Annotated in this window: 16 protein-coding genes and 4 tRNA genes; 8 read left to right on the top strand and 12 right to left on the bottom strand. The window is 40.9% G+C overall.

Annotation, left to right across the window (positions count from 1 at the left end):
* Nucleotides 1-9: 9 nt before the first annotated feature.
* The 3 genes from H6G08_RS20245 to upp form a co-directional block, all read right to left on the bottom strand.
* Nucleotides 10-288 (bottom strand): YggT family protein, encoded by a 279-nt coding sequence (locus H6G08_RS20245; protein WP_190546175.1) that lies wholly within the window; start codon nucleotides 286-288, stop codon nucleotides 10-12.
* 132 nt (nucleotides 289-420) lie between these two features.
* Complete coding sequence (locus H6G08_RS20250) at nucleotides 421-774, bottom strand: ssl2009 family thylakoid membrane protein (protein ID WP_190546178.1); 354 nt, start codon at nucleotides 772-774, stop codon at nucleotides 421-423.
* Between the two features lie 86 nt (nucleotides 775-860).
* The gene (upp, locus tag H6G08_RS20255) at nucleotides 861-1,511 is read right to left on the bottom strand and encodes a uracil phosphoribosyltransferase (protein WP_190546179.1); all 651 of its coding nucleotides are present in this window, start codon (nucleotides 1,509-1,511) and stop codon (nucleotides 861-863) included.
* Between the two features lie 554 nt (nucleotides 1,512-2,065).
* On the opposite strand from upp, the gene crtH reads away from it, so the two are divergent.
* The 3 genes from crtH to fba all read left to right on the top strand — a co-directional run bounded on the left by crtH (nucleotide 2,066) and on the right by fba (nucleotide 5,343).
* Entirely contained in the window at nucleotides 2,066-3,568 is a 1,503-nt protein-coding gene (gene crtH / locus H6G08_RS20260) for a carotenoid isomerase (protein ID WP_190546181.1), read from the top strand.
* A gap of 272 nt (nucleotides 3,569-3,840) precedes the next feature.
* A complete protein-coding gene (locus tag H6G08_RS20265) occupies nucleotides 3,841-3,981 on the top strand; it encodes a hypothetical protein (RefSeq protein WP_190546183.1) in 141 nt (46 codons plus the stop codon).
* A 282-nt stretch (nucleotides 3,982-4,263) separates the two neighbouring features.
* Nucleotides 4,264-5,343 (top strand): class II fructose-bisphosphate aldolase, encoded by a 1,080-nt coding sequence (gene fba / locus H6G08_RS20270; RefSeq protein WP_190546185.1) that lies wholly within the window; start codon nucleotides 4,264-4,266, stop codon nucleotides 5,341-5,343.
* A gap of 292 nt (nucleotides 5,344-5,635) precedes the next feature.
* Here fba and hisD read toward each other — a convergent pair whose 3' ends face one another.
* From hisD to H6G08_RS20285, 3 genes are all read right to left on the bottom strand, one after another.
* Nucleotides 5,636-6,922 carry a histidinol dehydrogenase gene (gene hisD / locus H6G08_RS20275; protein WP_190546187.1) on the bottom strand — a complete coding sequence of 429 codons (1,287 nt, stop codon included), beginning with the start codon at nucleotides 6,920-6,922 and terminating at the stop codon, nucleotides 5,636-5,638.
* Between the two features lie 164 nt (nucleotides 6,923-7,086).
* Nucleotides 7,087-7,644 carry a hypothetical protein gene (locus H6G08_RS20280; protein ID WP_242046218.1) on the bottom strand — a complete coding sequence of 186 codons (558 nt, stop codon included), beginning with the start codon at nucleotides 7,642-7,644 and terminating at the stop codon, nucleotides 7,087-7,089.
* A 518-nt stretch (nucleotides 7,645-8,162) separates the two neighbouring features.
* Nucleotides 8,163-8,459, bottom strand: coding sequence for an acylphosphatase (locus tag H6G08_RS20285; RefSeq protein WP_190546188.1), 297 nt, complete (start codon nucleotides 8,457-8,459; stop codon nucleotides 8,163-8,165).
* Between the two features lie 235 nt (nucleotides 8,460-8,694).
* On the opposite strand from H6G08_RS20285, the gene H6G08_RS20290 reads away from it, so the two are divergent.
* The 3 genes from H6G08_RS20290 (at nucleotide 8,695) to H6G08_RS20300 (ending at nucleotide 12,586) form a co-directional block, all read left to right on the top strand.
* Nucleotides 8,695-9,078: a DUF1823 family protein gene (locus tag H6G08_RS20290; RefSeq protein WP_190546190.1), complete on the top strand. Its 384-nt coding sequence runs from the start codon at nucleotides 8,695-8,697 to the stop codon at nucleotides 9,076-9,078.
* Between the two features lie 529 nt (nucleotides 9,079-9,607).
* Nucleotides 9,608-11,266: an alpha-amylase family glycosyl hydrolase gene (locus H6G08_RS20295; RefSeq protein ID WP_190546192.1), complete on the top strand. Its 1,659-nt coding sequence runs from the start codon at nucleotides 9,608-9,610 to the stop codon at nucleotides 11,264-11,266.
* 276 nt (nucleotides 11,267-11,542) lie between these two features.
* A complete protein-coding gene (locus H6G08_RS20300; protein WP_190546194.1) occupies nucleotides 11,543-12,586 on the top strand; it encodes a 3-deoxy-7-phosphoheptulonate synthase in 1,044 nt (347 codons plus the stop codon).
* A gap of 277 nt (nucleotides 12,587-12,863) precedes the next feature.
* Here the strand turns inward: H6G08_RS20300 and H6G08_RS20305 are convergent, their stop codons facing one another.
* Entirely contained in the window at nucleotides 12,864-13,823 is a 960-nt protein-coding gene (locus H6G08_RS20305; protein WP_190546196.1) for a stage II sporulation protein M, read from the bottom strand.
* Nucleotides 13,824-13,902: 79 nt separating this feature from the next.
* Between H6G08_RS20305 and H6G08_RS20310 the strand changes: the two genes are divergently transcribed.
* On the top strand, nucleotides 13,903-14,757 hold the full coding sequence (locus H6G08_RS20310; protein WP_190546198.1) for a DUF7847 domain-containing protein: 855 nt from the start codon (nucleotides 13,903-13,905) through the stop codon (nucleotides 14,755-14,757).
* A gap of 69 nt (nucleotides 14,758-14,826) precedes the next feature.
* Nucleotides 14,827-15,606 carry an RDD family protein gene (locus H6G08_RS20315; RefSeq protein WP_190546200.1) on the top strand — a complete coding sequence of 260 codons (780 nt, stop codon included), beginning with the start codon at nucleotides 14,827-14,829 and terminating at the stop codon, nucleotides 15,604-15,606.
* 696 nt (nucleotides 15,607-16,302) lie between these two features.
* On the opposite strand, the gene H6G08_RS20320 is transcribed toward H6G08_RS20315, so the two are convergent.
* From H6G08_RS20320 to H6G08_RS20340, 5 genes are all read right to left on the bottom strand, one after another.
* Nucleotides 16,303-17,100, bottom strand: coding sequence for a DUF1868 domain-containing protein (locus H6G08_RS20320; RefSeq protein WP_190546202.1), 798 nt, complete (start codon nucleotides 17,098-17,100; stop codon nucleotides 16,303-16,305).
* 213 nt (nucleotides 17,101-17,313) lie between these two features.
* Nucleotides 17,314-17,396: transfer RNA gene (locus H6G08_RS20325), tRNA-Ser, on the bottom strand.
* Nucleotides 17,397-17,481: 85 nt separating this feature from the next.
* A tRNA-Ala gene (locus H6G08_RS20330) sits at nucleotides 17,482-17,555 on the bottom strand.
* A gap of 113 nt (nucleotides 17,556-17,668) precedes the next feature.
* Nucleotides 17,669-17,764: transfer RNA gene (locus H6G08_RS20335), tRNA-Val, on the bottom strand.
* A gap of 5 nt (nucleotides 17,765-17,769) precedes the next feature.
* Nucleotides 17,770-17,840, bottom strand: a tRNA-Gly gene (locus H6G08_RS20340).

The raw sequence follows: 17,840 nt of genomic DNA on the forward strand, positions 1-17,840 counted from the left end.
CTCAGTAGACTAGAAAGGGCTATAAGTTAACTTTTGCAAAATCGGTAGCAGCCAGTCGCCAATGAATTGCAGTAGCAAGAAGGCGATGATGGGAGAAAAATCTATACCGCCTAGTGGGGGAATAATTGAACGGAAAAGATTGAGATAAGGGTCAGTAATCTGGGCTAAGGCCGCAAATGGTTGACTGTAAAAGTCAATATTGGGGAACCAGGTCAAAAGAACCCGAATAATCAGTAAAACAGTATAAATCTGGATAAAAGTAGCCAGTGTGGTAATCAGTAGATTCATGGATAGCTTGGTTTTGGGCTAAGTTGACAAACAAGGTCTTATCATAGATTTTAATTTAGTCTCGGTCATGGCGTCTGCGATTAGTGCAGGCACATCGCACCACACTTAAGCGCTGCACCAAGTCGTAATTATCTAAGAATCCTTTGTCAAAGAACGCTCGTTTACTGCTTGCGGTGCAGTGCCATTGACATTGCCGAGTTGCTTACGTACCTCATCTATTGTGGCATTTAGCTGGGCAATTTTATCTTCTAGCGATCGCCTTGCTGTTTCCATTTCTAGTCCTTCTGTTTGAGAAGGGGGCATTTGACGCCTTTTTCCAGCTATTTTCCGGGTTTCTTCGGCGTTGGGTGTCAGTTCTGCTTCTTCATCTCCTGTTAATTCTAAATCTTGACGATTAGCAATCAAAGAGCCGACAACGCCACCAACAACACTACCGAAAATTGCTCCGGCCAAAAATCCACTGAAAAAACCATCACGCTGACTCATATCCTTAACCGCCTTGACGAAACTTTGGGACTTTTATACTAGTAATCCTAGTTAAAGTTATTTTCCTACCCTAGCTGCATAGTAGCTTAAGTCCCGTAGGTGCGATCGCCTGCATCTCCTAATCCCGGTACAATAAATCCTTGGTCATTGACTGTTTCATCAATGGTAGCCGTGTAAATAATTAAACCTGGATAAGCAGCGCTGAGTTTTTGCAAAGCAGGTGGAGCCGCCACTACGCAAACAATTCTGGTTAAAGATGGATCTATGCCACGTTGTGTCAATTCTGCCATTGCAGCCATCATTGAACCGCCTGTAGCCAACATCGGATCGGTAATTAATACCCTTGTTTGCGGATCGAATTTTTCTGGTAATTTGTTGAGGTAACACGTAGGCTGTAGTGTTTCCTCGTCGCGGACTAAGCCCAAATGATAAATCGAAGCTAGGGGTAACAAAGTCTGCGCCCCTTCTAATAGCACTAACCCAGCCCGCAAAATCGGTACTACCGCCACAGGTACTTGTGGATCGATTAAAGTCGCTGGCGTAGAATCTAAAGGAGTTTCTACCGTCGTTTCTTGCGTCGGTAACCACTCTCTTGCAGCTTCATAGGTTAACCATCTTCCTAACTCTACCATCGCACTGCGGAATAATACCGAAGGTGTGGCAGCATCACGAGCAACTGCTAACCAGTGCTTAATCAGAGGATGGGGTGGAACATAAACACGCAGTTGTAGCGTCATAGCCAAAAATCGGCGTTTTTAATATATAAGAACTGAAACATCATGATACTCTGTCCTGCCTCTGACTGGCAGCTAAAATCCACAACCTAAAAATTATTGATAATCTTTTGCATTAATAGTTGACAGCCATTCTCAATCAAGGTTATATTATTAATCAGTGTTCTCCTCTCTTTAAGGATCGGCAGACGGGATTAGCCAGCAGTAGCAGGCTCGTCCCTCTTTTTTTGGCAAGAAATCGACATATTTTACATTTAAAAAGAACAAGCCCAGGAAAATAGATAGACTTTTTTTGAAAATTAAATCAAAATTCCCTCTTCAATTAAATTTTGATCGACAATTTAGCGATTTAATCTATACAAGCTCATCAGATTAAATTGGTTAAGTAGGAGATTTGCTCTTAAAAGTAATATGGGCTACAATTTTTAGAAAAATTTTATGTAGCAACTGACAATCCCTTGGCAATTGGGGCATTTGCATCAAAATTAATTTGTCAGTATACTGCTCAAGGCTAACTATTCTGTTTTTGAATTGTGAATTTTAAATTTTGAATTATTATGACTTCTAGTTCCTTATTTGATGTAATTGTTATTGGCTCTGGGATTGGGGGATTAGTCACCGCAACCCAGCTAGCAGCAAAGGGAGCTAAAGTACTGGTTTTAGAAAGCTATATGATACCTGGTGGTAGTGCGGGCTATTTTGAACGCCAGGGCTATCGTTTTGATGTAGGAGCATCAATGATTTTTGGTATGGGTGACAAGGGAACTACAAATTTACTCACCCGCGCCCTTGATGCTGTGAACGTTAGCATCGAAACAATAGCCGACCTCGTACAGATTCACTACCATCTACCTGATGGTTTAGATTTGAAAGTTGACCGCGTTTATGAAAAATTTTTGCAAAATCTTGGTGCATATTTTCCGCAAGAAAGATATGGGATTCGTAGGTTTTATGACGAATGTTGGCAAGTTTTTCATTGCTTAAACAGTATAGAGTTACTGTCATTAGAAGAACCTCGGTATTTGCTGCGGGTATTTTTACAACGTCCTTTAGCTTGTTTGGGATTAGCTAAATATTTGCCACAAAATGCAGGAGATGTGGCGCGACGCTACATCAAAGATCCGTTATTGTTGAAATTTATTGATATGGAATGTTATTGCTGGTCGGTAGTTCCAGCCAATATGACACCCATGATTAATGCAGGTATGGTATTTTCTGATAGACATTATGGTGGAGTTAATTACCCCAAAGGTGGAGTAGGAACAATTGCTCAAGCATTAGTTAGCGGTTTAGAAAAAGCTGGGGGAACAATTAAGTATCAAGCAAGAGTAAAGCAGATTATCACCGAAAAAGGCAAAGCTATAGGGGTAAAACTGGCTAATGGTGAAATCTATCGGGGTAAACGCATAGTTTCTAATGCTACACGCTGGGATACTTTTGAAAAATTATTACCTGTAGATGCCATGCCCCATAATGAGAAAAAGTGGCAACAAACTTATCAGAAATCACCTAGCTTTTTGAGTTTGCACATGGGAGTTGAGCAGTCGGTTCTGCCACAAGGAACCGAATGTCATCATATATTGTTAGAAGATTGGCAACAAATGACTGTCTCCCAAGGCACAATTTTTGTGTCAATTCCGACATTGCTTGACCCAGATTTAGCGCCAGAGGGTTATCACATCATTCATGCTTTTACCCCTGATTGGCTAGATAATTGGCAAGGATTAAGTGAAAGGGAGTATGAGACTAAGAAAGAAGCGGCAGCATGGGCAATTATTCAGCGATTAGAGCATATTTTCCCTGGTTTAATTGCGGGATTGGATTATTTAGAAGTAGGAACACCCCGCACCCATCGCCGCTTTTTGGGAAGACAAGATGGTACTTACGGGCCTATTCCCCGACGTAAGTTATGGGGGTTATTGGGGATGCGATTTAACCGCACAGCGATTCCCGGATTGTACTGTGTAGGGGATAGTACGTTTCCTGGTCAAGGATTAAATGCTGTTGCATTTTCTGGTTTTGCTTGCGCCCATAGAATTGCTGTAGATTTGGGGTTGTAGTTATTTGTCATTTGCCATTTGTCATTTGGTAAGTGTTTCCATTGAATTTAGGTTCATTATGAAAAGATTATCCAGAGGATACTCAGATTATAGGTTGGATTGAGGAACGTAGACCCGTTCGCGGAGCGTTGCCGAAGGCTAGGGGCTTCCCGCAGGGTAACCCAACATTTTCGGCGATTTGTTGGGTTTACACACGGTAAGGTTTTTGACGCTAACTGAACGATTTAGAACAAGGTGAATACTTAGAATTACTAGCTGATGATGCTGGAGTTATGCACAGTCGAGTTTTTCCTGGTTTGTGGTTAGCCACATCAGAACTTTTAGCCGGGAATATGCAGGTTGTGTTGGCAACTTTACAAGCAGGGTTGCAATCTGCTGAATATGCAGCATTTGTCAAGCAATTATCCACTTGATTGATTTTCAGGACTTGATGACATTGTTGAAGTCAATCATCTAGGATACAGGACTACCAAAGCCCCAAGCAGTGACGTAGCAGACTGTACAGTACGTTATTGTGAATTTAAGGCACATTTATGAGTTGTAGCGTAAACTTTTTCAACATAAACACCATTCACTAGTTATAATTTCCTATATGTTGAAAAAACTCTTAAGATTAGCGTAACAATTACAATAATGGTAAATAATTACGCTTCTCTCACACCGACTAGCTGACAACCACATTAGGAGGACTATCTATGGCGCTTGTACCCTTACGGCTGTTGTTGGATCACGCGGCTGAAAACGGTTACGGCATCCCAGCTTTCAACGTTAACAACTTGGAACAAATTCAGGCAATCCTGAAGGCTGCTGCTGAGACAGATAGCCCCGTAATTTTACAAGCTTCTCGTGGCGCTCGTAACTATGCAGGGGAAAACTTCCTCCGTCACTTGATTTTAGCGGCGGTAGAAACCTATCCTCATATTCCCATCGTGATGCACCAAGATCACGGTAATGCTCCTTCTACCTGCTACTCAGCAATTAAGAACAACTTCACCAGCGTCATGATGGACGGTTCCTTGGAAGCTGATGCTAAGACTCCAGCAAGCTTCGAGTACAACGTTCGTGTTACCAGCGAAGTTGTGAATGTAGCTCATGCTTTGGGCGTCAGCGTTGAAGGCGAACTCGGTTGCTTAGGTTCTCTAGAAACTGGTGCGGGTGAAGCTGAAGATGGTCATGGTTTTGAAGGTACACTCGACCACTCTCAATTGCTGACCGACCCCGATGAAGCTGTTAGCTTTGTAGAACAAACCCAAGTAGATGCTTTGGCTGTTGCTATCGGTACCAGCCACGGTGCTTATAAGTTTACCCGCAAGCCAACTGGCGAAATTTTGGCAATCAGCCGCATTGAAGAAATTCACCGCCGCTTACCCAACACCCACTTGGTAATGCACGGTTCTTCTTCTGTACCTGAAGATTTGATTGCTTTAATTAACGAGTACGGCGGTGCTATTCCTGAAACCTACGGCGTACCTGTAGAAGAAATTCAAAAAGGTATCAAGAGCGGTGTACGTAAGGTAAATATTGACACCGACAACCGTTTGGCTATTACTGCTGCGGTACGTGAAGCTTTAACCAAGAATCCTAAGGAATTTGACCCCCGTCACTTCCTCAAGCCTTCTATCACTTACATGCAGAAGGTTTGTGCAGAACGCTATCAGCAATTTGGTACTGCTGGTAATGCTAGCAAGATTAAGCAAGTTTCCTTGGAAGATTTTGCTGCTAAGTACGCTAAAGGCGAACTCAAAGTTGTTACCAAGTCTGCTGCTGCAGTTTAATTTGGTTAGGTATTTAGGAGCATAGTACAGCTTTGCTCCTATCAGTCTGGAAATTGTGATTTTAAAAAACCAGGTAGCAATTGAGTTACCTGGTTTTTTGTTATTGGGCATTGGGCATGGGGCATTGGGCATGGGGCATTGGGCATGGGGCAGAAAAAGTCAAAAGTCAAAAATATTTCTGAATACTTCGACAAGCTCAGTACAAGTTTTGAATTGATTTTGTCCCCCTTCCCTTGTCCCCCTTGTCCTCCTTGTCCTCCTTATCCTCCTTGTCCCCCTTTCCCTCCCTTCCCTATTCTGCTGCTAATCGTATGGCTACGCTACCGCCGTGTGCGGGTAGTCCTTCGGCTGTGGCTAGGGTGACTGCTGCTTGACCGATTGTTTGTAATGCTTGTTGGTTGCATTCTAAGTAGGTGATGCGCTTTAAGAAGTCGTAGACGCTTAAGCCAGAAGCAAAACGGGCGGAACGGGAGGTAGGTAATACGTGATTTGGCCCGCCTAAATAATCGCCAATGGCTTCTGGGGTGTAGCGTCCTAAAAATAGGCTACCAGCGCATTTGATTTGATTGGCGAGTAATTGGGGGTTATCAATACACAATTCTATGTGTTCTGGTGCTAGCTGGTTTATTAGGGGAATACTTTCGGCTAAATCGTTGACAATTATTACCGCCCCATGCTTTTCCCAACTGGCGCTAGCTACTGCTTTGGTAGCGAGGTTATTTAAAACTTGCGCCACAGATGCGATCGCTTTTTCGGCAAATTCAGCTGAGTCGGTAATTAAAATAGATTGGGCGCTAGGATCGTGTTCGGCTTGTGATAGTAAATCCCAAGCAATCCATTCGGGATTATTTTGATTATCGGCAACTACGAGAATTTCTGATGGCCCGGCAATACTATCAATTCCTACCGTACCAAATACTTGGCGTTTAGCTTCGGCAACATAAGCGTTACCAGGGCCGACGATTTTATCCACAGGGGCGATAGTTTCTGTACCATAAGCTAAAGCTGCGATCGCTTGTGCCCCACCAATACCATATATTTCTGTGACACCAGCAATTTTAGCAGCTGCCAACACTGCGGGATTAATCTCACCGCGAGGCATGGGTACTGTCATCACAATTCGTTCAACGCCAGCAATTTTGGCTGGTAAGGCGTTCATTAATACTGAACTCGGATAACTAGCGCGTCCCCCCGGTACATAAATCCCAACTTTCGACAGCGCTACCCAATTTAAGCCCAATTTTACGCCGACTGTATCGGTATAGCCGATATCTTGGGGTAGTTGTTTTTCATGAAACGCCGCGATTCTTTGGGCGGCTAGTTCTAAAGCTGCTGTCACATCCGCCGGACATTTGGCAGCTAGTTCGGCAATAAAGCGATCGCTTAAACGCAAAGACTGAGCATTATAATTGTCAAAGCGGCTGGTATATTCATTCACTGCCGCATCACCACGAGCTTTGACATCAGCCAGAATCTCTCTTACTGTCCCGCTAACATCAACAGTTGCTTCCCGGCGATCGTTTACAAGTGCTTTGAATTGGGTAGAAAAATCTTTGTCGGTTGTGTGAAGTAGCTGCATGGACAGTATCTTAAATGCGCTAAGGTCAATAATAAATCGGAGTACGATCTATAACATTTTACCCTAAATGTATGTCGAAAAACGCTGAATTTTGCGAGTATTATTTTGTCGTTTCACACATCTAGGTATAGCTTTCTCTTGAAAAATTATCTACATTTTTACTTTTAGTAAACAGATTTCCAACCTTCTACAGTTCCTTTACCGATTTGGCTATCAACAGCTTCCCCACTTTCTGATAAAAGTCTAATAGTGACATTTTTCGCAGGTGAATTTTTCAAAGCAGTTGCTAACTCATCACTAACTTTAAATGTACCGTTGTTTCCTGCTAACCGAAAAACCTGTTCGCCAATTTTGATATACAGGTTATTAATCTTGAGGGTGTTGTGAGAAACTAAACATTCAGGTGCAGCTAGCAAAGTATGATAGTATGAACGATAAGCACAATTGCGAGAGCTATAAGCTAAAAGTACGCGAATAGAATTGCGACTCCACAGGCTAATTACTTCTACTCTGGCATTATTATTAACAAAGTTACTCCAGAAATAATTGCGGTCAAAAATACCCAAATAATTACCTTCAAAAGGGTCTTCAATTTTCACCAGCTTTGACCAAGGTACATCCATATTTGCACCCAAAGCCGCAGATTTAACTACTGGTATTTCCCCAGATGTTTTAGCTAGTCTATTACTTGACTGTGCAACAACTGGTTGGGAATGAATCATGCTTGTTGTTGCTAAATTTAGAGATACTAGACCTAATCCTACTATTGCCAGTCTAGCCAAACTCCAAATTCTGTGATTTTTATCCTTGGAGTGCATTAACATAACTGAATCTAAAACTTAGCTATCAAATTTATCTGCAAATGAATCATGAGTATTTATCCTTGATGGTGCTCAACTTAATTAGCAGATAGGTATATTACAAATATAGCTACAATTTTTATCCGTGCCGATGCGATCGCAGAGTCTCAACTAAACTTTACTTAGTTAATAAAGTAGATAATTTTGCTATATAAAAAATCTCAGTTTATGCGTGAATAAATTCTTAAACCTGTATTTTATGCTTTAAAAGCTGATATTCATCCTGAGCGCCAAATTTATCTAAAGATTTCGTCTTAAGGGACTTCCAGAAAATAAATTATCGCATTTTCATAGTTGCAAATTATTTCTCCTCTGCTTCCTCTACCTCCTCTGCTTCCTCTGCATACACAGCGATGGAATATTTTTTTAGTTGGAAGTTCCTAACGCCTCACTTCAAAACCTCGCAAACCCTCCGGTTCTTCGTACTCCACCACTACATTTTGTACCACAGCCGCCGGAGGGCCGCTATGACACCAGCGCACCATATCTTCTACGACTTCACGCGCACCTTCAAAAACTGCTTCCACGCGACTATCACCGAGATTGCGCACCCAGCCAGTTAATCCCAACTGACTAGCTGTATCTACTGTAGCGTAGCGATAACCAACCCCTTGGACTCGTCCAGAAATCCAAACATGGGCGCGAATTAGCTTTGGTATTGGTGTAGAATTCGGCATTGACTGGTATATGGTTGACGATTTCCAGTTTAGCGGGTTTTGCGACCGGGATTAAATCATCCCGACATTTAGCTCTGTGAGTGGGTAATAGTGATAAATTGTTGGTCACTGAAATTGCGATCGCTCTTGAGGATGCTTGTCCACAATCGAGACTGGAGACTGTCAACCAGCAAATACATCCCAAAGTTGCAATTACCAATTACCCAACCTGTCAATTTCAACTTTTCACGTACTTATGTCTAATTTGCCACCACTCACTACAGAAACTATTTGGGCAATTCTCAACGAAACCATTGATGATGCAACAGTCAACCAATTGTTATGGTATCACTTAGGTTATCGCTACAATTCATCAACAGAAGATTGGGACAATAGCCAAGTCGCACCAGAATGGCGAGACGAATACCCACAACCACCAGATTTTATTGACAGTCGTCCCGCCATAGTCAAATTAACTCGTTCCATTCCCAAAGAAAACAAACAAATACTCAAAGAAAAGTTAGGTTTCAAAGGTTATAAAATTGGTGAATTCGGCCCAAGACAAACTCGCAGAGCAACTGCCGCCAATTGGTTGTATAGTTACATGAATCCACCTAGCAGCAACCTCGAACCAGTTTAAGAATAATCAAGTTCATTATTTAGGGTGTCCTATTACGCACCCTAAAATCTCAACATAATACCGTTTCTTTTTAAAACTGTGCCAAATTCTCCTCATCTCTAATTCTTGGCGTACTTGGCGTCTTCTCTGCGAGACGCTACGCGAAGGCGGTTAATTTTTTTCATATTTATTTAAGTCACACTAGTAGCTAGTAGGTTGGGTTGAACGAAGTGAAACCCAACATTTCCGGTGGCTTGTTGGGTTTCGTTCCTCAACCCAACCTACAGTTTGTCTTTATTATCTCAAACAAAACACTTTATTGATGCATAAAGTATAGAAATAGTAAGGCTAAATTTTTTGAAATAAATAATTATTTGTACCTCACCAATTGGTAATCTGCTGTTAATTAAAACATAATATATAAGAAATTTAAAACTTATATCCCTAGATAGAGGAACTCATCAGTTAATTATCTCCACAGGTCTATTGGCGAATGTAATCTGTGAATAAGAGAATAATCTTAACAAGATTTGCTACTCCAAATAATTATATGTCGAAGCCAATTGAATTTAATTTATTTGCTCCCTACAACAAAGGTGCAGTATTAATTGGGTCTTTTTCTGATTGGCAAGAAATACCCATGCAAAAAGGAGATGATGGTTATTTCCGCACAACCGTAGATTTAGAAGATGGCGCTTATCAATATAAATTCCGCGTCCAAACAAACTCTTGGTTCTTTGAGGCAGAACAATGGGTAGATGTCACAGATCCTTATGCAACTGACATAGACGAAATAGGGGGTAAAGATAATGGTGTAGTACGCATCAAAGATGGGGAAAGAATAGTTGATACCTATGTTTGGCACCATGATGATAAACATTTACCTGCAGATCATGAATTAGTAATTTATGAATTGCATGTTGCAGATTTTTCTGGTGGAGAAGACGATCCCTATGCACGCGGAAAGTATAAACATGTAATTGAAAAATTAGATTATTTGTGTGAATTAGGAATTAACGCCATCGAATTAATGCCAGTTAAAGAATATCCGGGAGATTATAGCTGGGGATACAATCCGCGTCACTTTTTTGCAACAGAATCTAGTTATGGTTCTACAGCAGAATTAAAAAATTTAATTGATGAATGTCATGCTAGAGGCATTCGCATTATCATGGATGGTATTTATAATCATTCAGAAGCTAGCGCACCTTTAACCCAAATCGATCACGATTATTGGTATCATCACGCGCCTCGCGATCCTGATAATAGCTGGGGGCCTGAGTTTAACTACGAACATTACGATGAGAATTTAGAAACCTATCCCGCCAGAAAATTTATTGGTGATACTATTCGTTTTTGGATTGAAGAATATCATGTAGATGGTATTCGCTATGATGCGGCACGACAAATTGCCAACTACGATTTTATGCACTGGATTGTGCAAGAAGCAAAGAACACTGCTGGTGCAAAACCTTTTTATAATATTGCCGAACATATTCCCGAAACTACCAGTATTACCAATGTAGACGGGCCGATGGATGGTTGCTGGCATGATAGTTTCCGTCATACAGTTACAGTACATATTTGTGGCGATACCTTTGATTTAGAAAGCCTAAAAGACGTAATTGATGCCAAACGTCAAGGTTTTTTGGGTGCGACAAATGTGGTAAATTATCTCACAAACCATGACCACGATCGCCTCATGGTAGAATTAGGTAAGCGGGAAATTTTCGATGAAGAAGCTTTTAGACGAGCTAAATTAGGAGCAGCAATTCTTTTTACTGCAGTTGGTGTACCTTTGGTCTGGATGGCGGAAGAATTTGGAGAATACAAACCAAAACAACAAGAATCAGCGAAAATTGATTGGACAATATTAGCTAATGACCTCAATTCTAGCTTACTTGCATACTATAAAGGCTTAATTCACTTGCGTAAAAATAGCCATGCACTTTACACCGAGAATATAGACTTTATTCATGAAAATGCCGAAGCAAAAGTACTTGCTTATAGCCGTTGGAATGATGAAGGTTCTCGCGTTGTTGTAGTCGCCAATTTTTCTGAAAATTTCCTAGCTGGATATCATGTACCTAATTTTCCTTGTGGTGGTACCTGGCACGAGTGGACAGCCGATTATGATGTAGAAGCTGGTGATGATGGCATCATCACTGATATCGGGCCTTATGAAGCTAAAGTATTTGTGTTGCAGTAATTAATTACACTTGTACTTACGAATAGTTTAGGCAGCAAAAAAAGGGGGAAATATTGCCCCCTTTTAATTTAGAAGAATTTTGCAAGTAATAAAAACTCTTTTCTTGGTCTAATAAAATACAACTTTCTGTAGAGCGTTACAAACTATATATAAATATATAAAATTTAGTTTTCTCACAATTTTCTGATTTCTTTAAATTTGGCGTTCGTTTGGGCCTAGAAACTGTGTATAATTTTTAAGCCTCAGTATAGTAGCATAAATCACATGATCTGCTCCATGCGCCACACATTGTTTGATGCCAACATTGAGAACTCTCACGTTTTATTAACTCCGAACGAAGTAAAATCAAAATTACCATTAACTAAATTAGCCGAAGAGACAGTTCTAAAATATAGGGAAGAACTAGAACAAATTCTCGATTTTCAAGACAGAAGAAAATTTATCGTTGTCGGCCCTTGCTCAATCCACGATCCAAAAGCCGCATTAGAATATTCACATAAACTCAAGGCTTTAGCAGAGCAAGTCAAAGATAAACTATTGTTAGTGATGCGAGTTTATTTTGAAAAACCCAGAACTACAGTAGGTTGGAAAGGATTAATCAACGATCCAGAAATGGATGATTCCTTCCATGTAGAAAATGGTTTATTAATTGCACGGGAATTACTGTTACAAATTTCCGAATTAGGATTACCTACCGCAACAGAAGCACTTGACCCTATTGTACCTCAATACATTAGCGAACTAGTTGCTTGGTCAGCAATTGGCGCACGCACAACCGAATCACAAACCCATCGAGAAATGGCTAGTGGACTTTCCATGCCTGTGGGTTTTAAAAATGGTACAGATGGTAATATTCAAGTAGCCTTAAATGCTTTACAATCTGCGAGAACTCCCCATAATTTTCTCGGCATTAATCAAGACGGACAGGTTAGTGTATTTCAAACTAAAGGAAATCCTTACGGCCATGTGATTTTACGGGGTGGTTATCAACCTAACTTTGATGCAGATAGTGTCAAAGTAGTAGAAGAGAAATTGAAAGAGGCGAAATTACCACCCAGAATTGTCATTGATTGTAGTCATGGTAATACCAATAAAGATTACAGATTGCAATCTGCCGTGTTAGAAAACGTCATTCAACAAGTAGTTAATGGCAATACTTCGATTGTGGGTATGATGCTGGAATCAAACTTGTATGAAGGTAATCAACCAGTAAATTGTAAAAAAGAAGAATTAAAATATGGCGTTTCGGTGACCGATAAATGTATTAGTTGGGAGGAAACCGAAAGAATTATTTTGGCTGCATACGAAAAGCTAAAATAGAGAGATTAGGGACTAGGGGCTAGCAATTTGTAGTGGACTGACACGACTAAAATGATGCAGAAAAATTGTAGGTTGGGTTGAGGAACGAAACCCAACATTTATCCGGGTGTTGGGTTACCCTGCGGTAAGGCTGCGCCTACGCAAAGTCTCAACCCAACCTACACCTAATGCAACTAGGGGCTAGCAATTTATAAGGTGCGTTATGGTGTTTTACCTAACGCGCCTTATGAATTAATTAGTAATTCTTTTAATTAAGAATTACTAATTAAGAATTATTTTAGGTTTTAGTTTTTTTCCGCCGACAATAATTCACTAAAAGCACAAATAATCCCATACCAACAAGATACTTAAAAGCGTCTGGTACCCTGGGATTAGGAGAGAAAAAACCCTCGATTGTACCAGCAATAACTAACATCGGCACAATTCCATATACTAACTGCACCGCCTGATAACCATAAAATTTGATTGCATCGCGACGACGGTATTTACCAGGAAATAAAATCGCTTTCCCTAAGAGAAACCCAGCAGCGCCTGCGAAAAATATCGCTGGTAATTCTAGAGAACCATGTGGAAACACAAAAGCCCAAAAGGGATAGGCGAGATGATTTTGCCCGACTAGAGTACCAATAGCACCAATTAATAAACCATTAAATAACATTAAATATGCTGTATATGCTCCGGCTGTCATCCCACCAGCAACAGCGCCGAAGGAAACTGATAAATTATTCACCATAATACTGCTGGATGCCCAAGGTTCAATACCCACAATCGAACCCATCCACAATTGGCGATCGTCGCGCACTTTAGAAATTAAATGTTCAGGTACAATTAATGCCATAAAGCTGGGATCTTGCCAAGCGTACCACCAAGCAACTAACGCCGCCAATAAAAATAAGGATGTAGCAAATGCAATATATGCAAATGTTTGCTGCACTACTGCTGGTAATCCCCATTTGTAGAATTCCACTACAGCTTGCCATTCTTGTCGTCGCGAACCTTGATAAATCTGCGTATAGGCGCGAGTTGTTAAAGATTGTAAACTATGTATCAATGTGTTTCCGACTTTCTGAGTCCGGGCACGGGCGAGATCTGCCGCTACTGACCGATATAAACTTGCTAAGTCGCGAATTTCACCATATTGCAGCGATTTTAGCCCTTTTTTTTCTACTTGCCGTAAAAGTTTGTCCAAACGCTGCCAATTTATTTCTCGTCGTGCAATCCAACGTTGAATATTCATAAATTTTAGAAGGATTCGCTTGCCTGTACTTTAAGATAGCGTCAATTCATTTCCGTACTAGCAAGGATAATTTAACATCATGTCTGGTGATTTTGGTTCCCCTAGTCCTATGCAACCCCTTAGTGTGGGAAATGTCGTGAGTGCAGGAATACGATTATATCGTTCTCACCTAAAAGAATACTTTTTATTGGCTTTGAAGGCTTATATTTGGATATTAGTTCCAGTTTATGGCTGGGCAAAGTTTTATGCTTTGATAGCCTTGATTTCTCGCTTGGCTTTTGGGGATTTAGTCGATCAACCCGAAAGCATTAGTGCTGGCGAACGTTTTGTCAATTCCCGAATATGGCAGTTTTTAATGACTATGCTGCTAATGTCGATTGTCGGGATGGGAGTTGTTTTTGGGATTGTATTTGTATTTGTGTTAGTCGGTGCTTTAGCGGCTGTAGTAGTGGGCGGGATAGGGCAACAAACTAGTCCGGCTGCTGGTTTACTTGTGGCTTTAGTGGCGTTTGTTTTAGGTTTAGCCGCATTTGTAGCGATTTTATGGCTATTGACACGTTTTTATTTAGTAGATGTACCCCTTGCTGTTGAAGATAACGTTGATGCGACTTCAACTATTGGTCGTAGTTGGGAATTAACTCAAGGTCATGTTTGGCGGATTTTACTGATTGGATTTGTAGCTTTTTTGATTACAATACCTATTCAAGTGTTGGTGCAAATCCTCACTACTATTATTCAGTTAATCTTTATGCCTTTGCTGCAACAGGGTTCTAATTTAGCAGCTTTGCTAATGGTATTACTGATAGTGGCTTTAAGTTTTGTGAGTGGAGCGGTGATTGTACCATTTTGGCAAACTATCAAAGCTGTGATTTATTATGACTTGCGGAGTCGGCGTGAAGGCTTAGGCTTAAGGTTACGCGATCGCGATATTTAAATATTAATCATTAGTCATTGGTCATTTGTTCTTCTGCCATCTGCCTTTTCGTAAAATTTTAAATTGCTTATGCACCTTTTTAATCGTGTTAAATTCCGCACTCCCGAAAGTGTAGAACTAGAATTTACCCTGGCGGGAATTGGTAATCGCGCGTGGGCTTTGATAATTGACTATCATATTTTGGCTTTTATTTTACTACTGTTATACATAATTTTCGCGGTAATTTTAGTCCAATTATCAGATTTTTGGGTCACAGCTTTAGGTTCTAATTTAGGTTTGTGGATGATAGCGATATTTTTCATCACCACTTTTGCTATTTATACAGGTTATTTCGTATTTTTTGAAACTTTATGGCAAGGACAAACCCTTGGTAAACGCTGGGCTAAAATTCGTGTAATCCGAGATGATGGTAGACCAATTGGATTACCACAAGCCGCTTTACGAGGCTTACTGCGTCCCTTAGATGAATTTTTATATATTGGTGCTTTTTTTATTATGTTGGGACGCAACGAAAAGCGCTTAGGAGATTTCGCTGCTGGTACAGTTGTCATTCAAGACCAAATACCCACTGGTACAGCTACTTTAACTATTTCTGAACAGGCAAATTTAGTTTATGAGGAATTGAACCAAATTGCTGATTTTTCGGCATTATTACCAGATGATTTTGCGGTAATTCGAGAATATTTACAAAGACGTAATGGCATGTCACCTAGAGCCAAATCTTCTCTGTCTTTGAAGTTGTCTCAACAAGTTCAAGCTATTATTAATTTAGAGCAAATACCTATAGGTGTAGCACCTGATGTATTTTTAGAAGCGATTTATCTTGCTTATAAACAAACAGAATATTAAATATAAAATCTAGAATTAATAAAATGTTTAATACTCAATTATATAGGATTAGAATTAATACCAACCGAAATCTGAATATATTGTAAATTGCCTAGCCTACATATAAAGAAAAATTTTCAGGCATACAATTGGATTTCTATATTTTGTAGATACAGCATATTTCAGGTACATGAGGTACGCGCTTCGGGGCATGGCAGTGCCAGTGCCCCTACAATCAACGATTATCTGTACCTCACTAACTGGCAATCTGCTGTATGTAGATATAATTTATCGAAAACTTGGGTCTACAACCCCGTCCTAGAAGGACGGCTTTTGATAAAATAAGTACAACCGGAAAATCAGATGTGTAGTCGTGGCACGCGAACTGACCGTTGGATAAAAGCTAGTGTCACCAGCCCTCAAGGGTTGCCCCAATACCTCACTGCCCTCTAAAAATATGGCATAGGTGGGAGATTAAAGAAATTAAATACCCTGGGACACAGGGAAATTTACGCTTGGGGAGTAGTCCATTAGAGCGCTTGCCGCAAGGTGTAGTCGGACTAAACATGAGACTGTAAGACCAAGATTAGCATCGCGCTTTGGAGGCAAGATTCAGCCCAAGAATCACCGCACTTTTAGAGCGGTGAGTGTCAACCTCAGTCAATAGTCAAAAGTACAGAAGCTAACGACTAATGACTATTGACCATTGACTAATGACTATTGACTAATGACTAAACTTGGCCAATCTGGCTGACGCTGATAGCTTGTCATATCCTCAAATTTTCTCATTTCCACACGATCTATGAAAAAGTCTGGTGAATTTAACGGCCATTGTTGATTCAATTCAGATAGCTTTGTACTCAAAGCTGTACGGTCTAATTCAGGTGAAATTTCGCCAAAATAACCTAATGTAATATGGGCAGTGAAGTGATAATGTTGTTCAATGCCCAACGCCATTAATTGAGAAGTTTGATAAACAGTGCGGCGAAATTTAATCACCTGTTCGTAACAATTTTCATCCTGTGGTACTAGACAAACTCCTATTGCTCTTGGCATGACCATTAGTCCTAGTACTTGCCAATATATTGGTTGACTATCGGCGGTAAGAGATTTTTTATAGTCCTCAAATATATTAGCGATACAAGAACTTAAGTCTTGTTCAAATTGTGGGTTTTCCTCCAAAGCATGACGGTAGGCACTATCCCAAATTAAGTCTGCTAAAGTCAAATGAAAGCTAGTAGAAGGTACAGGTACAATCAAATTACTGTCAGCAGACAATTGTAATAATTGTTGCTGATAACTTTGCAATTGGGCATAGAAAGCAGAGTTTTCTGTTGCTTCTACTGCTGGTGGGGTAATTAGTGTGTAGCCAGGAAATGGTACGGCTTTTCTCGATCCAGTAGCATCTGGCTGGAATTTAGAAGATTCCTGGATACGCTGAACTTGGGATCTGTAGGCTTCTGGTAGCGTCATTCTGGCTACCCGATTTAGGTAAGTTTGATAATTGTCGTCCAATCTCGTTGGCCTCGCGCGCTCACTTGATAGATTTTAGCTGAATAGGCAGTAAGCGCTGCAATCTAACTGTAATGTAATACCTTTGCTCAATTATAATGAAGGCGATTGTAGTTTTTCTGAGTTGGATTTGATGATAATCCACCAGGAAGGTACTGCCCCTTCTGTATCTGTGTTATCAGCACAGCGCCTCACTTTTCGGCTTCTGGTGGAAGGCGGAAGATGGAGGAATCGAACCCCTAGGTGTTACCCTACCCCGGTTTTCAAGACCGGTTGCCGACCATTTAGCGGCATCTTCCATTTAGGGTATCTGACGGGGCTTGAACCCGTTATGACTGGTTCCACAAACCAGCGCCGCGACCGCTTTGGCTTCAGATACCACAGTGGAATCAAGGGGATTTGAACCCCTAACCTTCCGCTTGCAAGGCGGATGCTCTAGCCAGTTGAGCTATGACCCCATACAGCAGGAGTGGTAGGACTCGTAGACGCGGAGCGGCTTCCCGCAGGGTACCTACATCGCTCGATTTAGAAGATCGATGCCCATCCATTAGGCGACACTCCCATGAATTAGTAGCCCTGACAGGATTTGTAGACACGGAGCATAAGGCAGGGTACCTGCGACTTCCTCTTTGTCAGAGAAGCACTCTCCCCACTGAGCTACAGGGCTACGAGAGCGGACGACGAGATTTGAACTCGTATCTGAAGCTTGGCATACTTCGGTGTTGCCCTTACACCACATCCGC

The sequence above is a fragment of the Calothrix anomala FACHB-343 genome (genome assembly GCF_014696435.1).
GTDB lineage: Bacteria > Cyanobacteriota > Cyanobacteriia > Cyanobacteriales > Nostocaceae > Aulosira > Aulosira anomala_A.